Annotated in this window: 15 protein-coding genes; 4 read left to right on the forward strand and 11 right to left on the reverse strand. The window is 45.9% G+C overall.

Annotated elements, in window-relative coordinates; translation table 11 throughout:
- Window positions 1-6 precede the first annotated feature (6 nt).
- Window positions 7-1,329, reverse strand: a complete 1,323-nt coding sequence (locus tag CBF27_RS08930; RefSeq protein WP_126813967.1) for a 6-phospho-beta-glucosidase — start codon at window positions 1,327-1,329, stop codon at window positions 7-9.
- Between the two features lie 243 nt (window positions 1,330-1,572).
- On the opposite strand from CBF27_RS08930, the gene CBF27_RS08935 reads away from it, so the two are divergent.
- Together CBF27_RS08935 and CBF27_RS08940 are read left to right on the forward strand one after the other, a co-directional pair.
- Window positions 1,573-2,661 (forward strand): YdcF family protein, encoded by a 1,089-nt coding sequence (locus CBF27_RS08935; protein WP_170175067.1) that lies wholly within the window; start codon window positions 1,573-1,575, stop codon window positions 2,659-2,661.
- 139 nt (window positions 2,662-2,800) lie between these two features.
- Complete coding sequence (locus tag CBF27_RS08940) at window positions 2,801-3,367, forward strand: GNAT family N-acetyltransferase (RefSeq protein WP_126813969.1); 567 nt, start codon at window positions 2,801-2,803, stop codon at window positions 3,365-3,367.
- A gap of 317 nt (window positions 3,368-3,684) precedes the next feature.
- Here the strand turns inward: CBF27_RS08940 and CBF27_RS08945 are convergent, their stop codons facing one another.
- A complete protein-coding gene (locus tag CBF27_RS08945; RefSeq protein ID WP_126813970.1) occupies window positions 3,685-4,719 on the reverse strand; it encodes an acyltransferase family protein in 1,035 nt (344 codons plus the stop codon).
- Window positions 4,720-4,917: 198 nt separating this feature from the next.
- Between CBF27_RS08945 and CBF27_RS08950 the strand changes: the two genes are divergently transcribed.
- A complete protein-coding gene (locus CBF27_RS08950) occupies window positions 4,918-5,706 on the forward strand; it encodes a helix-turn-helix domain-containing protein (protein ID WP_126813971.1) in 789 nt (262 codons plus the stop codon).
- Window positions 5,707-5,794: 88 nt separating this feature from the next.
- Here the strand turns inward: CBF27_RS08950 and CBF27_RS08955 are convergent, their stop codons facing one another.
- From CBF27_RS08955 to CBF27_RS08965, 3 genes are all read right to left on the reverse strand, one after another.
- The gene (locus CBF27_RS08955) at window positions 5,795-8,146 is read right to left on the reverse strand and encodes a fibronectin type III domain-containing protein (RefSeq protein ID WP_170175068.1); all 2,352 of its coding nucleotides are present in this window, start codon (window positions 8,144-8,146) and stop codon (window positions 5,795-5,797) included.
- A gap of 196 nt (window positions 8,147-8,342) precedes the next feature.
- On the reverse strand, window positions 8,343-8,987 hold the full coding sequence (gene fsa, locus CBF27_RS08960) for a fructose-6-phosphate aldolase (protein ID WP_126813973.1): 645 nt from the start codon (window positions 8,985-8,987) through the stop codon (window positions 8,343-8,345).
- Window positions 8,988-9,074: 87 nt separating this feature from the next.
- Window positions 9,075-10,454 (reverse strand): alanine/glycine:cation symporter family protein, encoded by a 1,380-nt coding sequence (locus tag CBF27_RS08965; protein ID WP_126813974.1) that lies wholly within the window; start codon window positions 10,452-10,454, stop codon window positions 9,075-9,077.
- 256 nt (window positions 10,455-10,710) lie between these two features.
- Here CBF27_RS08965 and CBF27_RS08970 point away from each other — a divergent pair, with 256 nt between their 5' ends.
- On the forward strand, window positions 10,711-12,639 hold the full coding sequence (locus tag CBF27_RS08970) for a heavy metal translocating P-type ATPase (protein ID WP_211334645.1): 1,929 nt from the start codon (window positions 10,711-10,713) through the stop codon (window positions 12,637-12,639).
- 86 nt (window positions 12,640-12,725) lie between these two features.
- Here CBF27_RS08970 and CBF27_RS08975 read toward each other — a convergent pair whose 3' ends face one another.
- The 6 genes from CBF27_RS08975 to CBF27_RS09000 form a co-directional block, all read right to left on the reverse strand.
- Window positions 12,726-13,775, reverse strand: coding sequence for a Gfo/Idh/MocA family protein (locus CBF27_RS08975; RefSeq protein ID WP_126813976.1), 1,050 nt, complete (start codon window positions 13,773-13,775; stop codon window positions 12,726-12,728).
- Between the two features lie 12 nt (window positions 13,776-13,787).
- Window positions 13,788-14,756, reverse strand: a complete 969-nt coding sequence (locus CBF27_RS08980; protein ID WP_126813977.1) for a sugar phosphate isomerase/epimerase family protein — start codon at window positions 14,754-14,756, stop codon at window positions 13,788-13,790.
- Window positions 14,757-14,785: 29 nt separating this feature from the next.
- The gene (locus CBF27_RS08985) at window positions 14,786-15,526 is read right to left on the reverse strand and encodes a sugar phosphate isomerase/epimerase family protein (protein WP_126813978.1); all 741 of its coding nucleotides are present in this window, start codon (window positions 15,524-15,526) and stop codon (window positions 14,786-14,788) included.
- Window positions 15,527-15,538: 12 nt separating this feature from the next.
- Window positions 15,539-16,618 carry a Gfo/Idh/MocA family protein gene (locus CBF27_RS08990; RefSeq protein WP_126813979.1) on the reverse strand — a complete coding sequence of 360 codons (1,080 nt, stop codon included), beginning with the start codon at window positions 16,616-16,618 and terminating at the stop codon, window positions 15,539-15,541.
- A 76-nt stretch (window positions 16,619-16,694) separates the two neighbouring features.
- Window positions 16,695-17,570 (reverse strand): AraC family transcriptional regulator, encoded by an 876-nt coding sequence (locus CBF27_RS08995; RefSeq protein WP_126813980.1) that lies wholly within the window; start codon window positions 17,568-17,570, stop codon window positions 16,695-16,697.
- A gap of 145 nt (window positions 17,571-17,715) precedes the next feature.
- Window positions 17,716-18,654 carry a hexose kinase gene (locus CBF27_RS09000; RefSeq protein ID WP_126813981.1) on the reverse strand — a complete coding sequence of 313 codons (939 nt, stop codon included), beginning with the start codon at window positions 18,652-18,654 and terminating at the stop codon, window positions 17,716-17,718.
- Window positions 18,655-18,656: the final 2 nt, after the last annotated feature.

Genomic DNA, 18,656 nt, shown 5'->3' on the forward strand with positions numbered 1-18,656 from the left:
TTTAGCTTAATTCCGGTAAAAGTTCGGCAAATATTCTTTGTGCGCTGCCAGCAGTTCCTCCATGACCTCTTTGGCGGCATACCCGCTGAGTATCAATGGATTCATTGTGAATGCCTGTAGCAGCGTGCCCTTGTCACCCGTCACTGCCGCTTCCACAGTCAGCAGCTCCATGGCCTTCATCAACTGCAGCAACCCTCTTTCTTGAGGCGGGAAGCTGCCAAACTGAAACGGAACAGGACCTGCTCCGGTAATCATGCACGTCACCTCCACAGCAACGTCATCCGGCAAATCGGTAATCGTGCCGTTGTTCCGTGTGCTGACAGTCATCACCCGCCGTTTGTCATTGTAAATGGCATTGATGATTTCACAAGCCGCTTCGCTGTATCTGGCTCCGCCGCGTTCGGCCAGCTGCTGCGGTTTGTAATCCAGCGCCGGATCTTTGTAAAGTTCGAACAGCTCATGTTCAATCCGTTTGACTTTTTCCGCCCGGGTGCCGTTGACTTCAAAATCCGCCAGCTCCTCTTTCAGCATCTTGTCCGTCATGTAGTAGTACTGATGATACGGACACGGCATCATTCCCAAATGCTTGATTTGTTCCAGCAGATACTCGTTGTCCTTAATATTGGCAACGATTGAATCTGTTCCTTTTTGACCGTACATGACGTCAACCAGTTCAGCTGTCAAATCATTGCCGCGGTTGTCTTTGACCGTGTGCCAATGCAGATGATTCAACCCGGCAAAGTGGAAAAACAAATCGCGCGTATCCCGCCCCAGCAGTTTGGCCTCCTCGACGACCGCGTTGACCGGTATATTGCACAAACCGATGATCTTATCCCACTTGCCGTAGCGCAAGACTGCTTCTGTCACCATACCGGCCGGATTGGTAAAGTTGATGAGCCAAGCATCCGGGCACAACTCTTTCATATCTTCCACAATATCTAAAATAACAGGTACCGTGCGCAGTGCTTTGAATATACCGCCTGCGCCATTCGTTTCCTGACCGATCATGCCATGACTCAGCGGAATCCGTTCATCCTGAATACGGGCATCCAGCAAGCCGACCCGCAGTTGTGTCGTGACAAAGTCCGCATCTTTCAGTGCTTCTCTGCGGTCCAGCGTCAGATGCACTTCACAATCAATGCCGGCTGCCTTGACCATCCGTTTGGCCATGTTGCCGACGATGTCCAATTTTTCCTTCCCGGCTTCGATATCCACCAGCCAAAATTCTTTGACCGGCAGTTCCTGATAGCGGTCAATAAACCCCTCCATCAATTCCGGTGTATAACTGGAGCCGCCCCCGATTGTGACAATCTTTAATCCTTTGGTCATCATGATTCCTCCTTGTTTTTTTCCTCACTGTCAGTATAAACCAGCCCGAGAGTGAATACAGCCGCTCCGAATCAAAAAGTGTCAGCTATCTGAAATAGGATTTTTTCACACAAATAAAACACCTTGTCACATACAACGGAACATCTTTCAGATTGATTCATGCGATACTTGTAGCACCGATGGAATTTTTTTGATACACTCAACATGTATTCATTCACATCTACCAGTCTGGAGGAGTCTGTTATGCCATTTTTTGATGATCCAATTATCACGTTGTTTGGGCTGTTTTTTTTATTGTGCACTATTATTTTTGGTTTTTATCTAGCCTGCCGGCCGACTAGTCTGTGGACCGGTTTTTGGGGAATCGTCTTTATCGCAGATTGCTCATTCATCATCATCTTGACACTGTATAAAATCAGTTCAACTCTGATGTATGTCGTCAGTATCCCGATTTTGGCTGCCCTTGCACTGTTGACATTGAGCAGTCAAATCTCAATCATCTTTCTCCTGCTGAATGAGCGGATACTGATAAAAAAAGAAGGCAAATCACTGGGGAATTTCCTGCCTGCCATCATTGCCGTGCTGCTGATTTTATTTGAAGTCGGCTTTTTCATTGTCAACCGCTTTTTCAGCAACAGCCTGCTGTTTAATTTCTTTACGTTCTTTAACAGCTGCCTGACTTATTTTGTCGTGATTTTCTTTATGTATTCCTTGACGGCACTGCTTTATAAACTGGTGCCGATTCGTTCAAAAGTCGACTACATCATCGTTCTTGGTTCCGGGTTAAGCGGAGATAAAGTGACGCCGCTCCTTGCCGGCAGAATCGAGGCCGGTATCGCCCTGTACAATAAACAGGCGGAGAAGCTGAATCACCATCCGACCATCATCCTTTCAGGCGGTCAGGGCGCGGATGAAAAAATCCCGGAAGCCCATGCTATGTACAACTATATCAAAGAAAAAGGCTATCATATCGATACGCTCTATATAGAAGACAAATCAACCAGCACCTACGAAAACATCACGTTTTCCGAGCAGCTGGCAGTTGCCAACGACGGTATTGAAAATTTTCAACATCAGACAATCGCCATCGCCACCAGCAGCTATCACCTGCTGCGAGCCGGCAAAATTGCGAAGAAACTCGGCATCCGCGCAAGAGGGGCCGGTGCCAAAACAAAAGGATATTACATTCCTGCGGCGTTCATCCGCGAGTACATCGGTTACTTGGAAATGACGAAAACCCGCCATTTAGTGTTTATCGCTCTTAGCTTCACCTTCACCGTCCTGTTGGAAATCGTCGCACGGATTATCAGCCAGATGATGGGAGCCAGCTGAGGTAATTAAAAACAATCTCGTTCTCGCTTTCAACAGACAATACCGCATACAGTTTGTTTTTCCGACCGGCAAATCACTTCAATTGACAATATCCCTGACGGTGCGCTAAGATGGAGCCTGTTAGGAGAGAGATAGTATTATGATTCGTTTAGCTACACCGGCCGACGCTGAAGAAGCAGTTGATTTATTGACCATCGTCCTGCGGGACATGGAGCTGCCTATTTTGACACAATTGCCAGAAGAACAGTTGCGTGACATGCTCATCGAAGCATTTCATTCGACGAAAACGTATCGCTACGGTTTTAAAAATGCGCTGGTCAACGAACTTGACGGCAAAGTGGCAGGTATTGCCTTCGGCTATTCCGCCAATGATGAACCGATTATCGATGACGTTTTCAACACGATTTTAAAATCCCAGTCAGTTCCTGAGCACTATCGACTGTTTAATGAACCAGAAGTTTATGAAAACGAGTGGTATTTGGATACTCTGGTCACTTCAGCAAACTTTCGCGGCAAAGGAGTTGCCACTCGTTTGTTACAGACATTACCCGATTTGGCAAACCAAGCGGGACATGACAAAATTGGTCTCAATGTCGACCAGATCAATCATCATGCCAGAAGTCTGTATGTCAACAAAGGGTTTTCCAAAGTAGGAGAACTGACTATTTCAAATCATCTTTATGATCATATGCAAAAAAGCTGCTGATTGTTACAGGTCAGCGGCTTTTTTGGGTTTTTTTTCCAAAGATGAGTAAAAATTAGTTTGGAATCAAGTAGAATTAGACACTAGTTTCAATACTTTAATATGAGGGAGGCCTGCTTCCTATTTTAGCAGGTTTTGTACTTTCTGTTTCAATGCCCGGCAAGTCTTTTAAGTATTGGCAGCATCTTTGCTCCTAAAAGCAGTCAACAGATTGTGAAAGCCGTGGTAAGTATCGTGGAATAAGAAAGCAGTCGGTCATATCCTCTATTAGAATGAACCGACGCATCAGAACCTATAATCATCTTTTTCACCCATAATTCTCATTTTGTCTCACCTCCAATTGGATAATGATATGCGGCACTTTTCATTTTCCAAAGCGCGAGACCGGCAAAGCTGGTGACCGCAAAAGTTGCGGCAAATAACTCCATGCCTGTAATCTCTTTTCCATTGAAAAACATTGCCGACACTTGTTTGATAGACTCCAAGAAAGCCGGGTGTAACAAGAAATTTTTTTGTGTTAAAAAGCGGACAAATTTTTGCTGCCGCCATACCGGCTGTTTCAATTGCAATATCCGTGCTAAAAAAAACAAAGAAAATGGGATGAGACTGAAAAAGAAATTTTTATCATCTCCCTGACGTTGAAAAACAACCCAGCCCTCCGCACTGAAACATAAAATGCTAAAAAATAATTTCCCATTCAAATACTTTTGAAAAATTGACCGATGCTGATTCTGTGCTAAAATAAACCCTAGCCAAACGAATATCGGAGAGTAGAACAAACCGTTTCTGGTGGTGAAAAACAACTTGCGGTATGAAGAATAAATAAGATTGAGCATTGTATTTTCTATATAAGATGAATATGTTTCTAATGCGCCAAAACTGTAAAGCAGCAGCAACAAGCTAAGAGGGACAAATATGCGTTTGAATTTACTCAGCTTTCGGGTAATCCATAGTCCTGCAAATAAGCCGGGATAATACCATAAATGATAGCAAGTGCCGATGTAAGAAAAAGCACCGGCCAGTGCCAAGGGAAACAAAACAAAAGGTACATTTTGCTGACATAAAAATGACACCGCAAAGGGCAAATAAATGACGCTCCAAAATAAATATTGTTTCAGTAAACGCCGTGTATATTGTGAGTAATATCCTGAAAACTTCCGGCTTTTCTCATAAAAAAAGTATCCAGTGGTTATCAGAAAAAATGGCACAGCTGTCCGGCATAATATGCTTTTGATAAAAAAATGGAGAGCATCCTGTTGAAAAAGCCGGCCGCAATGGACCAAAATGATCAGAACAGAAGCAATATATTGTATAATGGTGATTAGTGTGTAGTTTGATGACTGCGAGTGATTCATAATAACTCCTTTCTTTTTGAATCACATCATACTAATCAGTCAAAGAGAAATAAAGAAACAAAACATGACTTTGAAAAATAAGAATGATACGTATAGTGACAGACTAATTAAACTGTTTTTTATTGTGTCACCTTATGTTGCATCCCCGTCAATACGGGGTTCAGACGCATGAGTTAGATGTGTTAAAAGGAGATATAAATGGAGATTGGAAAAGTAATCAAGCAAAAAAGAACAGAATTAAATCTGACCCAAGAGGATTTGGCAAAAGAACTGTTCGTCTCGCGACAGCTCATCTCAAAATGGGAAAATGGCAAAAGCTATCCTGACTTGGAACAAGTAGTCAAACTGAGTGAACGTTTCAATCTTTCTTTAGATGAGCTTTTAAAGGGAGATGAATACATTGTTAAAGAATTAACCTTTGACACTGCTAAGAAAAAATTACTGGAAATTTTACTAGTAGTGCTGACCATTGCTACTATCAGTTTGCTGTCAATTATTGGTTTTGGTTTATATATTGATGGCGCCTTTCTTCAATATAATGACATTACCGTAACGAAGGTAGAAAAGAAAATCTTGCCTGAGAAAAAAGTATCGCTTCCCGGCAGCGGTGAAATCATCACTCTCCCGGAAGATGTTGAAACTACCATTCACTTCAAGACCGACAAGCCATTCGTTCATTTAGCCAATCGGAGCGGGTTAAGGAATGCTGAGGATTCTGAAAACATTCAAGTCTTCATACATGGAGAATATAAACTATTCGGCGGAAATAAAGAAAGTACCATTGTTATCTTGAGCCAGAGGGAAAATATTTTTAATGACTATCATTTAAATATTGGAAGAAGTATTTGTATCACGGACCCAAAAAAAGAAAGAAAAGCCGTTCAGACGATGGAAGATGGTACAGGACCTCCTTCTATCAAAGACACATCAAAACTTTTGGTTTCATGGGATGAAATTGAAAAACTTCCAGATACTTCAGCAAAATAGAAATCAAATATACACATTTAGATATAAAAAAAGCCAATAGAGATGATAGTGACTTATCATATCTACTGGCTTTTTAATGGTTCTTTGCTTAACGCTCATTCTTTTTGCGTCGCTGTGCCGATACACATACCGCCGTTGTTCCCACTACTATGGACAAACCTGCAATCACGATAGTCATAGCGGGTTTTTGACCAGTCCGCGGCAGTTTTCCTTGATTTTTCTTATTAGTCGGGTAAACAATGCCGCTTGTCCGGTTGCTTGAACGCGATGTCTGACTGGAAGTTGATGTCATACCGGTTTTTGTTACGTCACTTGTGCTTGTTGTCCCGCGGGTATCTGTTGTGCCGCTGCTTTCTGTCATGCTGCTGCTTTCCGTCGTGCTGCTGCTTTCCGTCGTGCTGCTGCCTTCCGTCGTGCTGCTGCCTTCCGTCGTGCTGCTGCCTTCCGTCGTGCTGCTGCTTTCTGTCGTGCCGCTGCTTTCTGTCGTGCCGCTGCTTTCTGTCGTGCTGCTGCTTTCTGTCGTGCTGCTGCTTTCCGTCGTGCTGCTGCCTTCCGTCGTGCTGCTTTCTGTTGTTTCGCTTGATTTTTCGACGGCATACCGGTCAAAGATCGTCAGACTTTCAGTATCTTCCGCATCATATTCGTAGGAAGTCAACAACAGCTTGTCGGCTGTGATAATAAAGTCGGTAAACATTTGTTTGTAGTTCTGGCCTTTCACTGCAGGGTATACGCCTTGCTCTTTAATCACCTCAGCACTTTTCATGCTGTAAAATTTTGTCCCGCTTGAGTTCGCAGTCAAATATAATACACCGCTTGCCTTCTTAGCTGTCATGACACCATCAACTGTTTCGTAAGTTATCGTGTCAATCGGCGTCTCCGGTCCCATTTGATTGGTGCGCGCGTAAGTGTGGTCATGCCCTTGGAGCACCACATCCACACCCAGCTCATGAAAAATAGGCTGCAGCTGACGTCTCAGACCGACAGTGGTCCGTGCGCCGATATGGTTGCCGATTGTTTGAACCCCTCTATGCATTGTGACAATCACCCATTTCTGACCTCTCGCTTTAGCCTGCTGAATATCTGACTTCATCCATTCCACTTGAACAGGATTCAGCTGATTATTCACTAGATCATTGGTGTTCAGCATAACAAAGTGGGCAAATTGATAATCATAGGAATAATAGCTGCCAGTTGCTTGGGTGCCTGACGCCGGCGTCAAATAATTAAAGTGATTGGCAAATGTTTGCTGGACAGCATCATGGTTGCCGGCCACCGCCATAATCGTTTGGTTGGCCCAGATATCAGGCATTTTGGAAAACAGCCAGTGCCACTGTTCACTGTTGTCCGAGTCATTGACCAAATCCCCGCCTTGGATAATAAAGTCCGGCGCCGAGTTGACAGTCAGCCCTTTATAAAAGGTTTTTGCCACAATGTCATAATCATACTCGGAACTACCTTGGACATCCGCAAAGTATAAAAAGCGGACAGGCCCGCCTGTCTTTGCGGTTTTAAATGTGTGTGTGTCGCTCCAGGCATCATGCACTGCATCGCCCACTTGATACCAGTAAGTTGTGTCAGGTTGCAAACCTTCCAAAATTGCTTTATGACTAAACCCGTCGATTACCGGTACTGATGTGGACGTGCCTTCAACAACCTCAGCTTGCGACCAGTCTGTCGGAGCGACAGGCGAAGCAACATAGCGGACAATGGACGATGCGGCAAGTGCCGTATGCCAAGTCAACCCCCTAGTCGATGCGGGCGATCCGTGGTAAACAGAACTGATTTTTGTCGGCTGGTACGCTTCAGCCGCCGCCTCTCCAACGCTCACCCCTAAATCGAATACCAAATCCGAACTTGTCCCCGATTGCTGGAAAACTGCTGCGGCAATTGTATTCGTGCCGTCAACGAAATAATCGGAGACTTGATTCATATCAAGCATGAGCTTGGTGTATGCCGTGCCGTCGTCTCCAAGTCTGCCAGAATAATCTTTAAAATTAACCACCGCATCTTCCGGATAATTAATCCGGCTGATTTCATGACCATTCAAATAAATAACCGCACTATCATCAATTTTATACTGTAAATTTAGAAATCCGCCGGCTTCTTTTAATGATTCTGCGTTCGCCACATCAAACTGCTGTCTAAAAAAATAAACGGGGTGCTTTTTTTCGCGGTTTTCACCATAGTTCAGTGTCGTCGCTATGTTGGCCTTAGTCGAATAGCCTAATGGTGCCGCCCCGTTTTTCCATTGCGACACATCCGCATCCTGAGCCATCCAGTTGTCTCCCGGATACTGGTCAGGTCCTAAATCATGGTAATGCCACTGACTGGCTGCAGGCAAAAGAACAGTATCCGTCGTTTCGCCATGTACAGCACTCACAGTCCAGCCCGTGCTGATAAAACTCACTAATAATAACATCATAACTTTCAAATTTTTCACAGAAACACTCCCTTGCATTCTTATTACAAAAACAGTCTACCTAAAGGATGTTTGCCTTTCGTTTGTTTTTTGTAATATTTCAGTAAAGATGCGTGCTCGGCACACAAAAAACCGGAATAGCTTGCTCTATTCCGGCATGATACGCTGATTCAGGCCTAGCAGTCCAGCTGCTCGGCGTGTTTCTGTTTCTTGGAGATTATTGTTTAAAGGCTTCCCAATCCTTCAAAAATAGATCAATACCCGCATCCGTCAGCGGATGGGACCAAAGTTTAGGGAAGAGCGAGCTTGGTATTGTCGCAATATCCGCACCGGCTTCTGCTACATCAATGACATGGTCCATGTGGCGAATGCTTGCAGCAATAATTTCTGTGTCAAAATCATAATTGTCCATAATCGTTTGTAGACGGTAAATGAGTGATAGACTGTCTGTACCGATATCATCCAATCTGCCTAAAAACGGACTGATGTAAGTAGCTCCGGCTTTGGCAGCCAGCAGCCCTTGAGCGGCACTGAAAACCAGTGTGACATTGGTCTTGATGCCCAGTTTTTTCAATTCGTGCGTCGCCTTCAGGCCTTCTTCCGTCATTGGAATCTTAACCACCACATTGTCTGCCCACTGAGCAAGGTTTTTAGCTTCTTCAATCATGCCTTCAGCGTCCAGACTGATGACTTCCGCACTAACCGGGCCGTCCACGATTCCGGCGATCTCCTTGATGACCTGTTCAAAATCACGGCCTTCTTTAGCAATCAGTGTCGGATTAGTCGTGACTCCGTCCACCAGTCCCAAGGCATTAATGCGTTTGATATCGGCAACATTAGCTGTATCCAAGAAAAACTTCACTAAAACCCCTCCTTATTTAAGCGCTTTCGCTATAACCGATTATACATCCTTCCCTTTTCTTTGTAAAACATGAGCAGCGGGATTTACTCAATCCCGGTCATCCAGTTCTCGTTCAAAATCCTTCGTGTGGGTGATGACTACTTTATACAGCGCCCATAGCGCAAGCAGGTTCGGGATGACCATCAAACCGTTAAACAGGTCAGCCAAAGACCAGACCAATTCCACTTTCAGCGCACAGCCGACAACAATAAAAATGGCTACGAGCACCGAATACACACGGACCCCTTTTTTGCCGAACAAATATTTCACGTTTTGTTCGCCGAAAAAATACCAGCCGATTGTTGTGGCATAAGCGAACAGAGCGACACACACGGCGATAAACGGATAGCCCCATTCACCCAGTGTTTGCGAGTAAGCCATCTGTGTCAGTTCGATACCGTCAAGAAATTCACCTGTTTCGTTGACTGTTCCCAAAACACCGGTAGTCAAAATGACCAGCACTGTCATCGGCAAAAGGACAATCGTATCAATAAAGACACCCATCATCGCGACCAGTCCTTGCTCACAAGGATTGTTGACTTTCGCCAGCGCATGCGCATGCGGTGTAGAACCCATACCAGCTTCATGGGTGAACAGACCGCGGGCGATACCGTAACGCATGGCTTCGCGGACAGTCGCTCCGAGCACACCGCCGGCCACAGCTTCCGGTTTGAATGCGCCAAGAAAAATCTCGCGAAACGCTTCAGGAATCATCCGGTAATTGACGATGACTACGCCTATCGAAATCACTGCAAAGAAAACAGCCATCGTGGGAACGACTTTTTCTGTAACGGCGGCAACACGCTGCGTCCCTCCCACAAAAACAATCAGGCACATCAACCCAAACACAACACCTGTGATAACTGCGTCAATCCCAAAAGCGGCTTCGACTGCCTGCCCGACCGAATTAGCCTGGACCATGTTGCCCATAAAACCGAGTGCAAGGATAATCAAAACGGAAAAAGCAACAGCCAGCAGATGTCCCAGCCGACCGGAAAAAGCCGCTTTGATATAGTATACAGGGCCGCCGACAATTTCGTTCTTCACGACTTGGCGGTAGATTTGTGATAAAGTGGCTTCCGCATAAATAATTGCCATACCCAGAATCGCACTCAGCCACATCCATAAAATCGACCCCGGACCGCCAAGTACCATTGCAGTTGCCACACCTGCCAAGTTTCCCGTACCGATTTGCGCCGCAATGGATGTCATCAATGATTGAAATGATGTCATACCTTCTGCCCCGGCTTTGTCACCGAATAAACTGACATTGCCGAAAGTCAGTTTAAAACTTTTGCCAAACCGGCGGAATTGAATGAAACGCGTCTTGAAAGAATAGAAAAGACCTGTCCCGATAAGGGCAAAAATCAGCAGATAATCCCATAAAATATCCCTCACAACATTAATCCCCGTCATAAAACTGTCCATACAACTACCTCCACTCTTTTAGTTAACTGTTGGCACATACATGCACAACTTTCACTGAAAAAATTTTACGCTATTATTAAATTCAGAAAAAACAAATCATTTTCTTTTTTTAAGCACATATTCTCATCATTTTTTAATTTTAATGCCGCAACTTTCACGAAAGAAAACTTGCCTTTTCGTTTGAGATGATTTATAATGAATATATGAACAGTGGTTCATATATAAACGAACCCTCACGAAACCTAAGGAGATGATTATGATGACCAATCACACACATACACTAGCGGACAGCCATCAGCATGACCAGCATCATGAGCACCAACATGCACACGGCAAACTGCCCGTCGTATTGTTTTTCATCGGATTGATCACTTTTTTAATCGCGCTTTTTCTGCCGGCAAGTATTGTAAAAAATGTATTGTATGCTGCAACGATTATCTTGTCCGGCTACCATGTTATTGAGGAAGGCTTCATAGATACGTGGCAAGCAACTAAGAAAGCGAAAAAGTTTACGCCAAATGTCCATGTTTTGATGGCTCTCGCTGCATTCGGTGCAGCCGTCATCGGTGATTTCAGGGAAGGTGCTCTGCTGATTCTGATTTTTGGCGGCGCCCACTTTTTGGAAGACTATGTGGAGAAGAAAAGTCAAAAAGAAATTACCAGTCTGATGGAAATGAATCCTGCCGAAGCACGCTTAATTCAAGAAGACGGCTCGACAACCATTGTTGCTGTTGAAACGTTGAACGTTGGCGATCAGCTGCAAGTGCTAAACGGCGACCAGATTCCGACAGACGGCATTATTGCCTCAGGGCACAGTGCGATTGATGAATCAGCCATTACCGGCGAAAGTATCCCCGTCGAAAAAACGACCGGAGATGCTGTCTTTGGCAGTACTATCAATCAAAGCGGCATGTTTACTATGACGGTGACAAAAGAAAGCAGCGACACCGTCTTCGCCAAAATCATCACACTGGTGGAACAATCACAAAAAGATTTATCTAAAACAGCGACTTGGATTCAAAGATTTGAACCGGCCTATGTGAATATTGTTCTGCTGCTGACCGTATTGTTTATTCTGTTGGCGCCGTTTGTTTTGAACCTCAGCTGGTACACCAGCTTTTACCGAGGAATGGTCTTTCTGACAGTTGCTTCGCCGTGTGCGCTGGCGGCCAGTGCTGTGCCGGCAACATTGGCGGCTATTTCCAATCTGGCTAAACATGGCGTGCTTTTCAAAGGCGGTTCTTATTTGGCGAACTTAGCGGAAGTGCAAGCCGTTGCTTTTGATAAAACCGGTACATTAACGGCCGGCAAACCGCAAGTGACCGATGTCTTTATCGACAGCGACACACCAGAAGAAAAACAGCTGTTCATCAACATTATCACGGCGATGGAAAAACAGGCTAATCACCCGCTAGCCGCTGCCATCATCAACGCATTCACACCAACCGACGAAATAACAGTCGACACGGATGTTGAGTTAGGCTCCGGATTAGTCGGGACATATCAAGGACATCGTTACCGTATTGGCAAACCGTCACTTTTCAATGATGTGCCTGAGCAGCTGGAAACATTTAAAAAACAATATGTTGCAGAAGGAAAAACGGTTGTTTACTTTGCTCAAGATACACGCGTTGTTGGCATCATCGCACTGATGGATTTGCCGGATGCCAAGGCGGAAGACACCGTCCGCTATTTAAGAGAGCAGGGAATCCGCACCATCATGATCACCGGCGATGCCGAGCAGACAGGACTGGCTGTTGCAAAGCAAATCGGTATTGATGAAGTCATCGGTAATGTCTTGCCGGAAAATAAAGCTGCTATGGTCAAACAAATCAAGGCTGAAAACGGCACAACTGTGATGATCGGCGATGGAGTGAACGATGCGCCGGCTCTGGCAGAAGCAACAATCGGTATCGCCATGGGTGAAGGGACCGATATAGCAATTGATGTCGCAGATGCTGTGCTGATGAAAAATGATTTGGAAAAACTGGCCTATGCCCATCGCGTGGCCAAAAAGCTGGATACCATCGTCAAACAAAATATTGCATTTGCCATGCTGATTGTAGTTATCCTTGTGGTGCTGAATGTGTTTGGCTTGATGAACTTGCCGGTCGGCGTTATCGCCCATGAATTCAGTACATTGATTGTCTTGTTTAACGGCCTCCGCTTATTAAAGCGGGTTTAAATTAAAATCATACTCTTACTTTTTGATAAAAAAGACAGATGCTTTAATAAACAAGCATCTGTCTTTTAATTGTTACAGTCCACTGTTTAGTAATGAATAACGGCACGTTTTTCGGCGGATGCGAAGATGTCTTCAATTAATTGCATGACTCTCATGACCTCTGCATTTTTTACCACTGGTGCCGCATCTTGTCTGATTACCTGATAAAAATTGGTGTAAAATGTCGGGTGTTCAAACACTGGTGCCGGCAAGGACAGTCTTTGTGCGGCATCTTCTGAAGGTGGAGCCATCGTTTTCGTCAAACCTTGACCTGCTTGGACCGGAATCAACTCATGATGTGCGACTTGACCGACTTGTTTCACCAGATCGCCTGACAAATCCCAGTCATGTATCACAGCTGTGCCTGAATAGCCTTTGACATACCATCTAGGCAGTTTTATAAAGTTGGATGTACCGACTTCTATTAAACTTTTGACGCCGTTGTCGAAAGTAATGTAACTGATAAAGCCGTCATCGACTTCATCGCCTAAGACATAGCTCAACTCGGAAACTACCGACTTCACCGGACTGTCCACCAAAAACAGCAGCTGGTCAAGCAGATGCACGCCCCAGTCAAGCAGCATGCCGCCGCCGTGCTGCTTCAGATGGCGCCAGTCGCCGGGGATACCGTTTGCACCTTGGACGCGTGATTCGATTTGAAACAGTTCACCGATTTCCTGTGTCTGGTAAAGCTGCCTTATGATCAGGAAATCTTCATCCCAACGTCTGTTTTGATGGACCATAAACACTCGATCTGTCTCTTCGGCTACGTCAAGCACTTCTGCAAATTCCTGAGAATTCATCATGACCGGTTTTTCGCACACTACGTGTTTGCCGGCACGCATTGCCCTACACGCCAGTTCCTTATGCGAGTCGTTAGGTGTTGCAATCAGTACGGCTTCGCTGTCCGTATCGTTCAACAGCTGAGACAAAGAGGAATAGATGCGGAACCCTTCCTTTTCTGCCAATGTCAACCTTTCGGGGTCGATGTCATACACACCGTTGACCATGATGTTTGTTTCTTTAGGAATGATGGTGGTGGCATGATAGCGTCCCATGCCGCCGTAACCGATAATATCCAGCTTGATTGTTGTCATTTGTGTCACTCCCTATGCCCACCACATATCAGTCGGTGTGTCTTTAATCATAATGGATTTCAAATTAGTCACGGCGCGGCCCAGACCTTCATCAACCGACATCAGCGGATCTTCATGTTCGATACTCAGCACGTAGTCGTAACCGTACAGTCGCAATGCACTGATGATGTCGGACCACTCTTGCAGACTATGACCGCAGCCGACTGAGCGGAATGTCCAGGCACGTGTCTGGACATTGCTGTACGGCTGCATATCAGTTACCCCGTACATATTTATATTTTCCTGGTCCAAAAACGTGTCTTTGGCATGAAAATGATGAATGGCATCGGCTTTGCCAAGTATTTTGATGGCGCCGACCGGCTCGATACCCTGCCACCACAAGTGTGACGGGTCCAAGTTACAGCCGATGTTTGTGCCGGCTCCGTCACGTAGTTTCAACATTGTATAAGGTGTATGTGCCAAAAATCCGCCGTGCAGCTCGATGCCGATTTTCACACCGGCAGCGGCGCACACACCGTTAATTTCTTTCCAGTAAGGAATCAGTTTTTTCTCCCACTGATAATGGTAAATGTCCGTATAATCTGTCGGCCAAGGCAATACAGGCCAATTGACAGTCTGGTCTGTATCGCTGCCGCCGCCGACCCCCGAAAAACCGTTAACGACCGGCACATTCATCAATGACGCCAGTTTAATAGTTTTTCGAATCAGTGTATCTGCCTCTGCGGCTTCTTTGGCATTTGGCGAGATTGGATTGTTATGACAGCTGAACGCACTGATTGTCAAACCTTTATCCGTTAATTTGGCCAAATAGTCTTGGCGGGCTTCGGCACTTGCCAACAATTTATCGATGTCGCAGTGCGCGTTTCCTGGTGAACCGCCTGTTCCGATTTCCACGGTTTGCAGACCTTTTTCCGCTACCGCTTCAATCATTTCTTCAAACGATAATTGGTTAAATAATGGCGTAAAGACACCTAATTTCATAAGATTCCCTGCTTTCTTTTTAACATTGTCTAATCGTTACCAACGAGTTGTTTCAGTACTTTCGCATTCATGCGCGCACTTTCCATGGGTGTCAGCTGCTGAAAAGCTTCTTGTTCCACTACTAAATGCCGGATATCATTTTCTCTGGCAAAAGCGACATAGTCCTCAAGCGGCAAACAGCCCTTGCCCAGCTCAGTGCTTTCTCTATTCTCTGCCAGCATGTCTTTCAAATGAAGCTCCCGGATAACTGAACGGTGTGCCGTCAACCACGGAACAACCGGCACACCCGCGTAGGCCAGCCAGTAAGTATCCACTTCCAGCGTCAGTCCGGCAACTTCTTTCGTCATGGCATCAAGTACATCCTGACCGGTTTCCGTCAATTCATGGGCGTGGTTGTGATATCCCAGCTGGCATCCTTCTTGTGCCAGACGCCCTGACAAACGGCTGAGCTGTCTAAAATACTTGTGCCACTCCGCCATTGTTGCAGCAGTTAGGTAAGGAACGATGATGCGGCGGTTACCCAGTGTTTTTTCAAACGCCAGTGTTTCTTCAAAACGATCTGTCAATTGTTCAAAACTGATATGGGAACCGGTAATGCCTAAGCCGATACTGTCCAGATGGGCCCGCAATGTTTCGGCTGGTACCCCGTGATAGCCGGCAAACTCAACTGCATCGTAGCCGTATGCCTTGACTTGGGTCAACGTGTGTAAAAAATCCCGCTCACAGTCTTCTTTGACACTCCATAACTGCAAGCTGATGCTTGGTTTCATCGTTTCTTCTCCTTACTCTGCCAGATAGACAGGTTTGCCTGTTTCAGCTGAACGGTAAATAGCTTCCAGTATTTCAGTGACGACTAGCGCCTGCTCCGGTGTAACGACCGGCGTTGTATCGTTTCGGACAGCATCAATCCAAGACTGGGCTTCCAGTATTTCCGGTGTCGATGATGCACCGTCATAAAAATCCACGCCGCCTGTTTCCAGTTCAATGCGCTTTTCGTACAATAGGCCGTGGTCTTCACCGTTGATGCGCAAACCGTCTTTCATGTCTGCTCCGCCTTTAGTTCCGCAAAGCGTGGTTTGTGCTTCCCCGACGTCAAGACTGTTCAGCGCCCAGCTGGCTTCCAGCATGACAGAAGCACCATTTTCCATCACGATATAGCCGAATGCAGAATCTTCCACTGTGAATTTTTCCGGATCCCACGGGCCCCATGCATTCGCAGCGTTTTCGGTTGCAGACAATTTGTGATATGTATTACCGACAACAAACTTCGGCTGGTAATTATCCATCATCCACAACGTTAAATCCAAGGCATGAGTACCAATATCAATAAGCGGACCTCCCCCTTGCGCGTCTTCATCAAGGAACACGCCCCAAGTTGGTACTGCCCGGCGGCGGATGGCATGCGCTTTCCCCAAATAAATATCACCCAGACCGTTTTCTTCGCATACTTGATGCAAGTAGACCGCGTCTTTGCGGAAACGGTTTTGATAGCCAATCGTCAGCTTTTTGCCGGTTGCTTTAGCTGTTGCCACCATTTTCCGACCTTCTTCAGCTGTCTTGGCCATCGGTTTTTCACACATGACATGTTTGTCGGCAGTCATCGCGGCAATTGATATTTCCGCATGCGAACTGTTCGGAGTACACACATGGACAATATCAATGTCCGCATCTGCCAGCATTTCCTTGTAATCCTCATACACCTTCGCTTCGGCCGTACCAAACTCTTCCTTTGCCTTTTGTGCACGGCTGACGATGACATCGCAGAAAGCAGTCATTTCAACCCCGTCGACTTGCGCTAAACTCGGCATGTGCTTGCCGTTGGCGATACCGCCGCAGCCGATAATTCCGACTTTTAACATCATAAAAAAAACCTCCATCACCTGTTTTGTTAGTTTAACTATACAAAACATTGACAAGGTTTTCTTCCTTGAATAACGGCTAATTATTCCCGAATATTGCTTTTTGATATTTCAGCGGCGACTGGCCGACTTTTTCTTTAAACACATGATGAAATGTTTTCACACTATTGAAGCCGGCTTTTTCTGCCACCTCCGCCATTGGCAGATTTTCATGGGCTAAAATATATTTTGCCTGATTGATGCGGTATTCTGTCAAAAACTGCATAAACGTTGAGCCAGTATGTTTTTTGAAAAAACGGGTGAAGTAATAAGGGCTGAACCCCGCATGGTCGGCGACGTCCTTGATTTGGATACCTTCATGATAGTGTTCCTCCAGAAAAATGAACACTTGGTTCAGACGTGCCAGCGTTTCTGCATTGCGGGCCGCCTCGGAAAAAGACTCACTGATATGCGACGGCTGCTTTTTGGGTATTTCCCGGAAATACAATGTGACTAAATCATTGAGAGCACCGATAATAGCAAACTGAAAGCCGGGGGGCTGCGCGGTTATTTCCTGATAGATTGTCTCCAGATGGCGGCGCATCGTCATAGTCGTCTGATGCGGCCACTGCGCGCTGTGGTTCTCGGCCTCGTTGAACAAGGTGCTTATCTGTTTAGGCTCGGCAATCCCCAACAAGCCCTCACGGAACAGACCTTCATCAAACTGGTAAACAAGACGCTCACTTTCCGGCGATGCCAGAAAAAAATGCGATACGCCGCTTTCAAAGACAAAAATCTCGCCTTCATGGACTTGTAAAATTTTGTGATTATAGCCGATGTTCACCGACCCTTTTGTGACATAGATGATTTCAACTTCTTTATGCCAGTGCGGCGGAACGACGATTTCGCCGGAGTTATTGAATGTTCTAAAACGAATACCCAGCGGCCACTCCGGAATTTCCAAAAATAAACTCATGCTGTCATCCCTTCTGTTCCTGTTGATGAATCCAGTATAGCACATCTGTACAAACACTCAGGTGAAAATAAAAAACACACCCTCAGAAAAATTACCAAGAGAGTGTGTCAGCTTTTTTCAGCACTGCATCAAACAGCAAAGCCGACTAAAGCGCTGCAACTTGTACTTGTGCGACGTATTCAGCAAATTTCGTAACATCTACGTGACCTGTTTTTTGTTCCATGGTATTCAGCATGCCCAGTGTCATCGCTATTTTCAAAACATCAGCTAAATCGCGCCCGTCCGCAAGCGCAAGCGCTAAGCCGGCGACTGTTGCATCGCCGCTGCCGACAGGGTTGACGACCTTGATACGGGGGATTGTTACCTTGTAAAACATTTCCCCATGCTTGACAAACGCACCGTCCGCTCCCAGCGAGACAACAATTAGCGGAATACCAGCAAACAACTCGGAGTTCAATATTGCCTGCAAATCAGAAACATCATCGCCGGTCGGCTGATAAGCGGCAATCGCCAAAAGTTCGTCGCGGTTCGGTTTGATGGCGTAAGGTTTGCTGTCAGACTGCAGTGTCTGTGTCAATGCAGCACCCGACACATCCAGAACCACTTTTTTTCCTAATGTATTGGCCTGCTGAATCAGCCGCGTGTATAAGGCATCATCCACCCCTTTTGGCAAACTTCCGGAAATAGTCACCACATCGACATTAGCCAGCAATCTGTCATACAATTGTTCGAAGTCGGCCGCCTCCACTGATGAGACGACTGGACCGCTTTCCAGTATTTCGGTCTGCTTGCCGTCATCGTGGAGAACAGCGATGCAGTTGCGCGTGTCCCCGGCGATGGGTGAAAAGCGGTGGGCAATCTTTTCTTGTTGCAATTGGCGCTCGATATACGCGCCCAGTTCACCGCCAAGCAGCCCGGTGGCCAATACCGGGTGCCGCATCTGATGAACGACCCGGGTCACGTTCAAGCCCTTGCCGCCGGCTGTTTTGCTGTATTGTTCGCACCGGTTGATGTCGTCGATGCAAAATTCAGCCAGCTGATAGGAAATGTCTACTGAAGGATTCATTGTCACTGTGAGTATCATCG

The sequence above is a fragment of the Vagococcus acidifermentans genome, assembly GCF_003987655.1.
Classification (GTDB): Bacteria; Bacillota; Bacilli; order Lactobacillales; family Vagococcaceae; genus Vagococcus_B; species Vagococcus_B acidifermentans.

Bases quoted from the DNA above. Each gene is read 5' to 3' on its own strand.
- CBF27_RS08990 (WP_126813979.1), bottom strand. From the start codon at position 16,618: ATGATGTTAAAAGTCGGAATTATCGGCTGCGGCGGTATCGCCAACGGC.
- CBF27_RS08975 (WP_126813976.1), bottom strand. From the start codon at position 13,775: ATGACAACAATCAAGCTGGATATTATCGGTTACGGCGGCATGGGACGC.
- CBF27_RS08950 (WP_126813971.1), top strand. From the start codon at position 4,918: ATGGAGATTGGAAAAGTAATCAAGCAAAAAAGAACAGAATTAAATCTG.
- CBF27_RS08995 (WP_126813980.1), bottom strand. From the start codon at position 17,570: ATGAGTTTATTTTTGGAAATTCCGGAGTGGCCGCTGGGTATTCGTTTT.
- CBF27_RS08940 (WP_126813969.1), top strand. From the start codon at position 2,801: ATGATTCGTTTAGCTACACCGGCCGACGCTGAAGAAGCAGTTGATTTA.
- CBF27_RS08945 (WP_126813970.1), bottom strand. From the start codon at position 4,719: ATGAATCACTCGCAGTCATCAAACTACACACTAATCACCATTATACAA.
- CBF27_RS08985 (WP_126813978.1), bottom strand. From the start codon at position 15,526: ATGAAACCAAGCATCAGCTTGCAGTTATGGAGTGTCAAAGAAGACTGT.
- CBF27_RS08980 (WP_126813977.1), bottom strand. From the start codon at position 14,756: ATGAAATTAGGTGTCTTTACGCCATTATTTAACCAATTATCGTTTGAA.
- CBF27_RS08970 (WP_211334645.1), top strand. From the start codon at position 10,711: ATGATGACCAATCACACACATACACTAGCGGACAGCCATCAGCATGAC.
- CBF27_RS09000 (WP_126813981.1), bottom strand. From the start codon at position 18,654: ATGATACTCACAGTGACAATGAATCCTTCAGTAGACATTTCCTATCAG.
- CBF27_RS08965 (WP_126813974.1), bottom strand. From the start codon at position 10,454: ATGGACAGTTTTATGACGGGGATTAATGTTGTGAGGGATATTTTATGG.
- CBF27_RS08930 (WP_126813967.1), bottom strand. From the start codon at position 1,329: ATGACCAAAGGATTAAAGATTGTCACAATCGGGGGCGGCTCCAGTTAT.
- CBF27_RS08935 (WP_170175067.1), top strand. From the start codon at position 1,573: ATGCCATTTTTTGATGATCCAATTATCACGTTGTTTGGGCTGTTTTTT.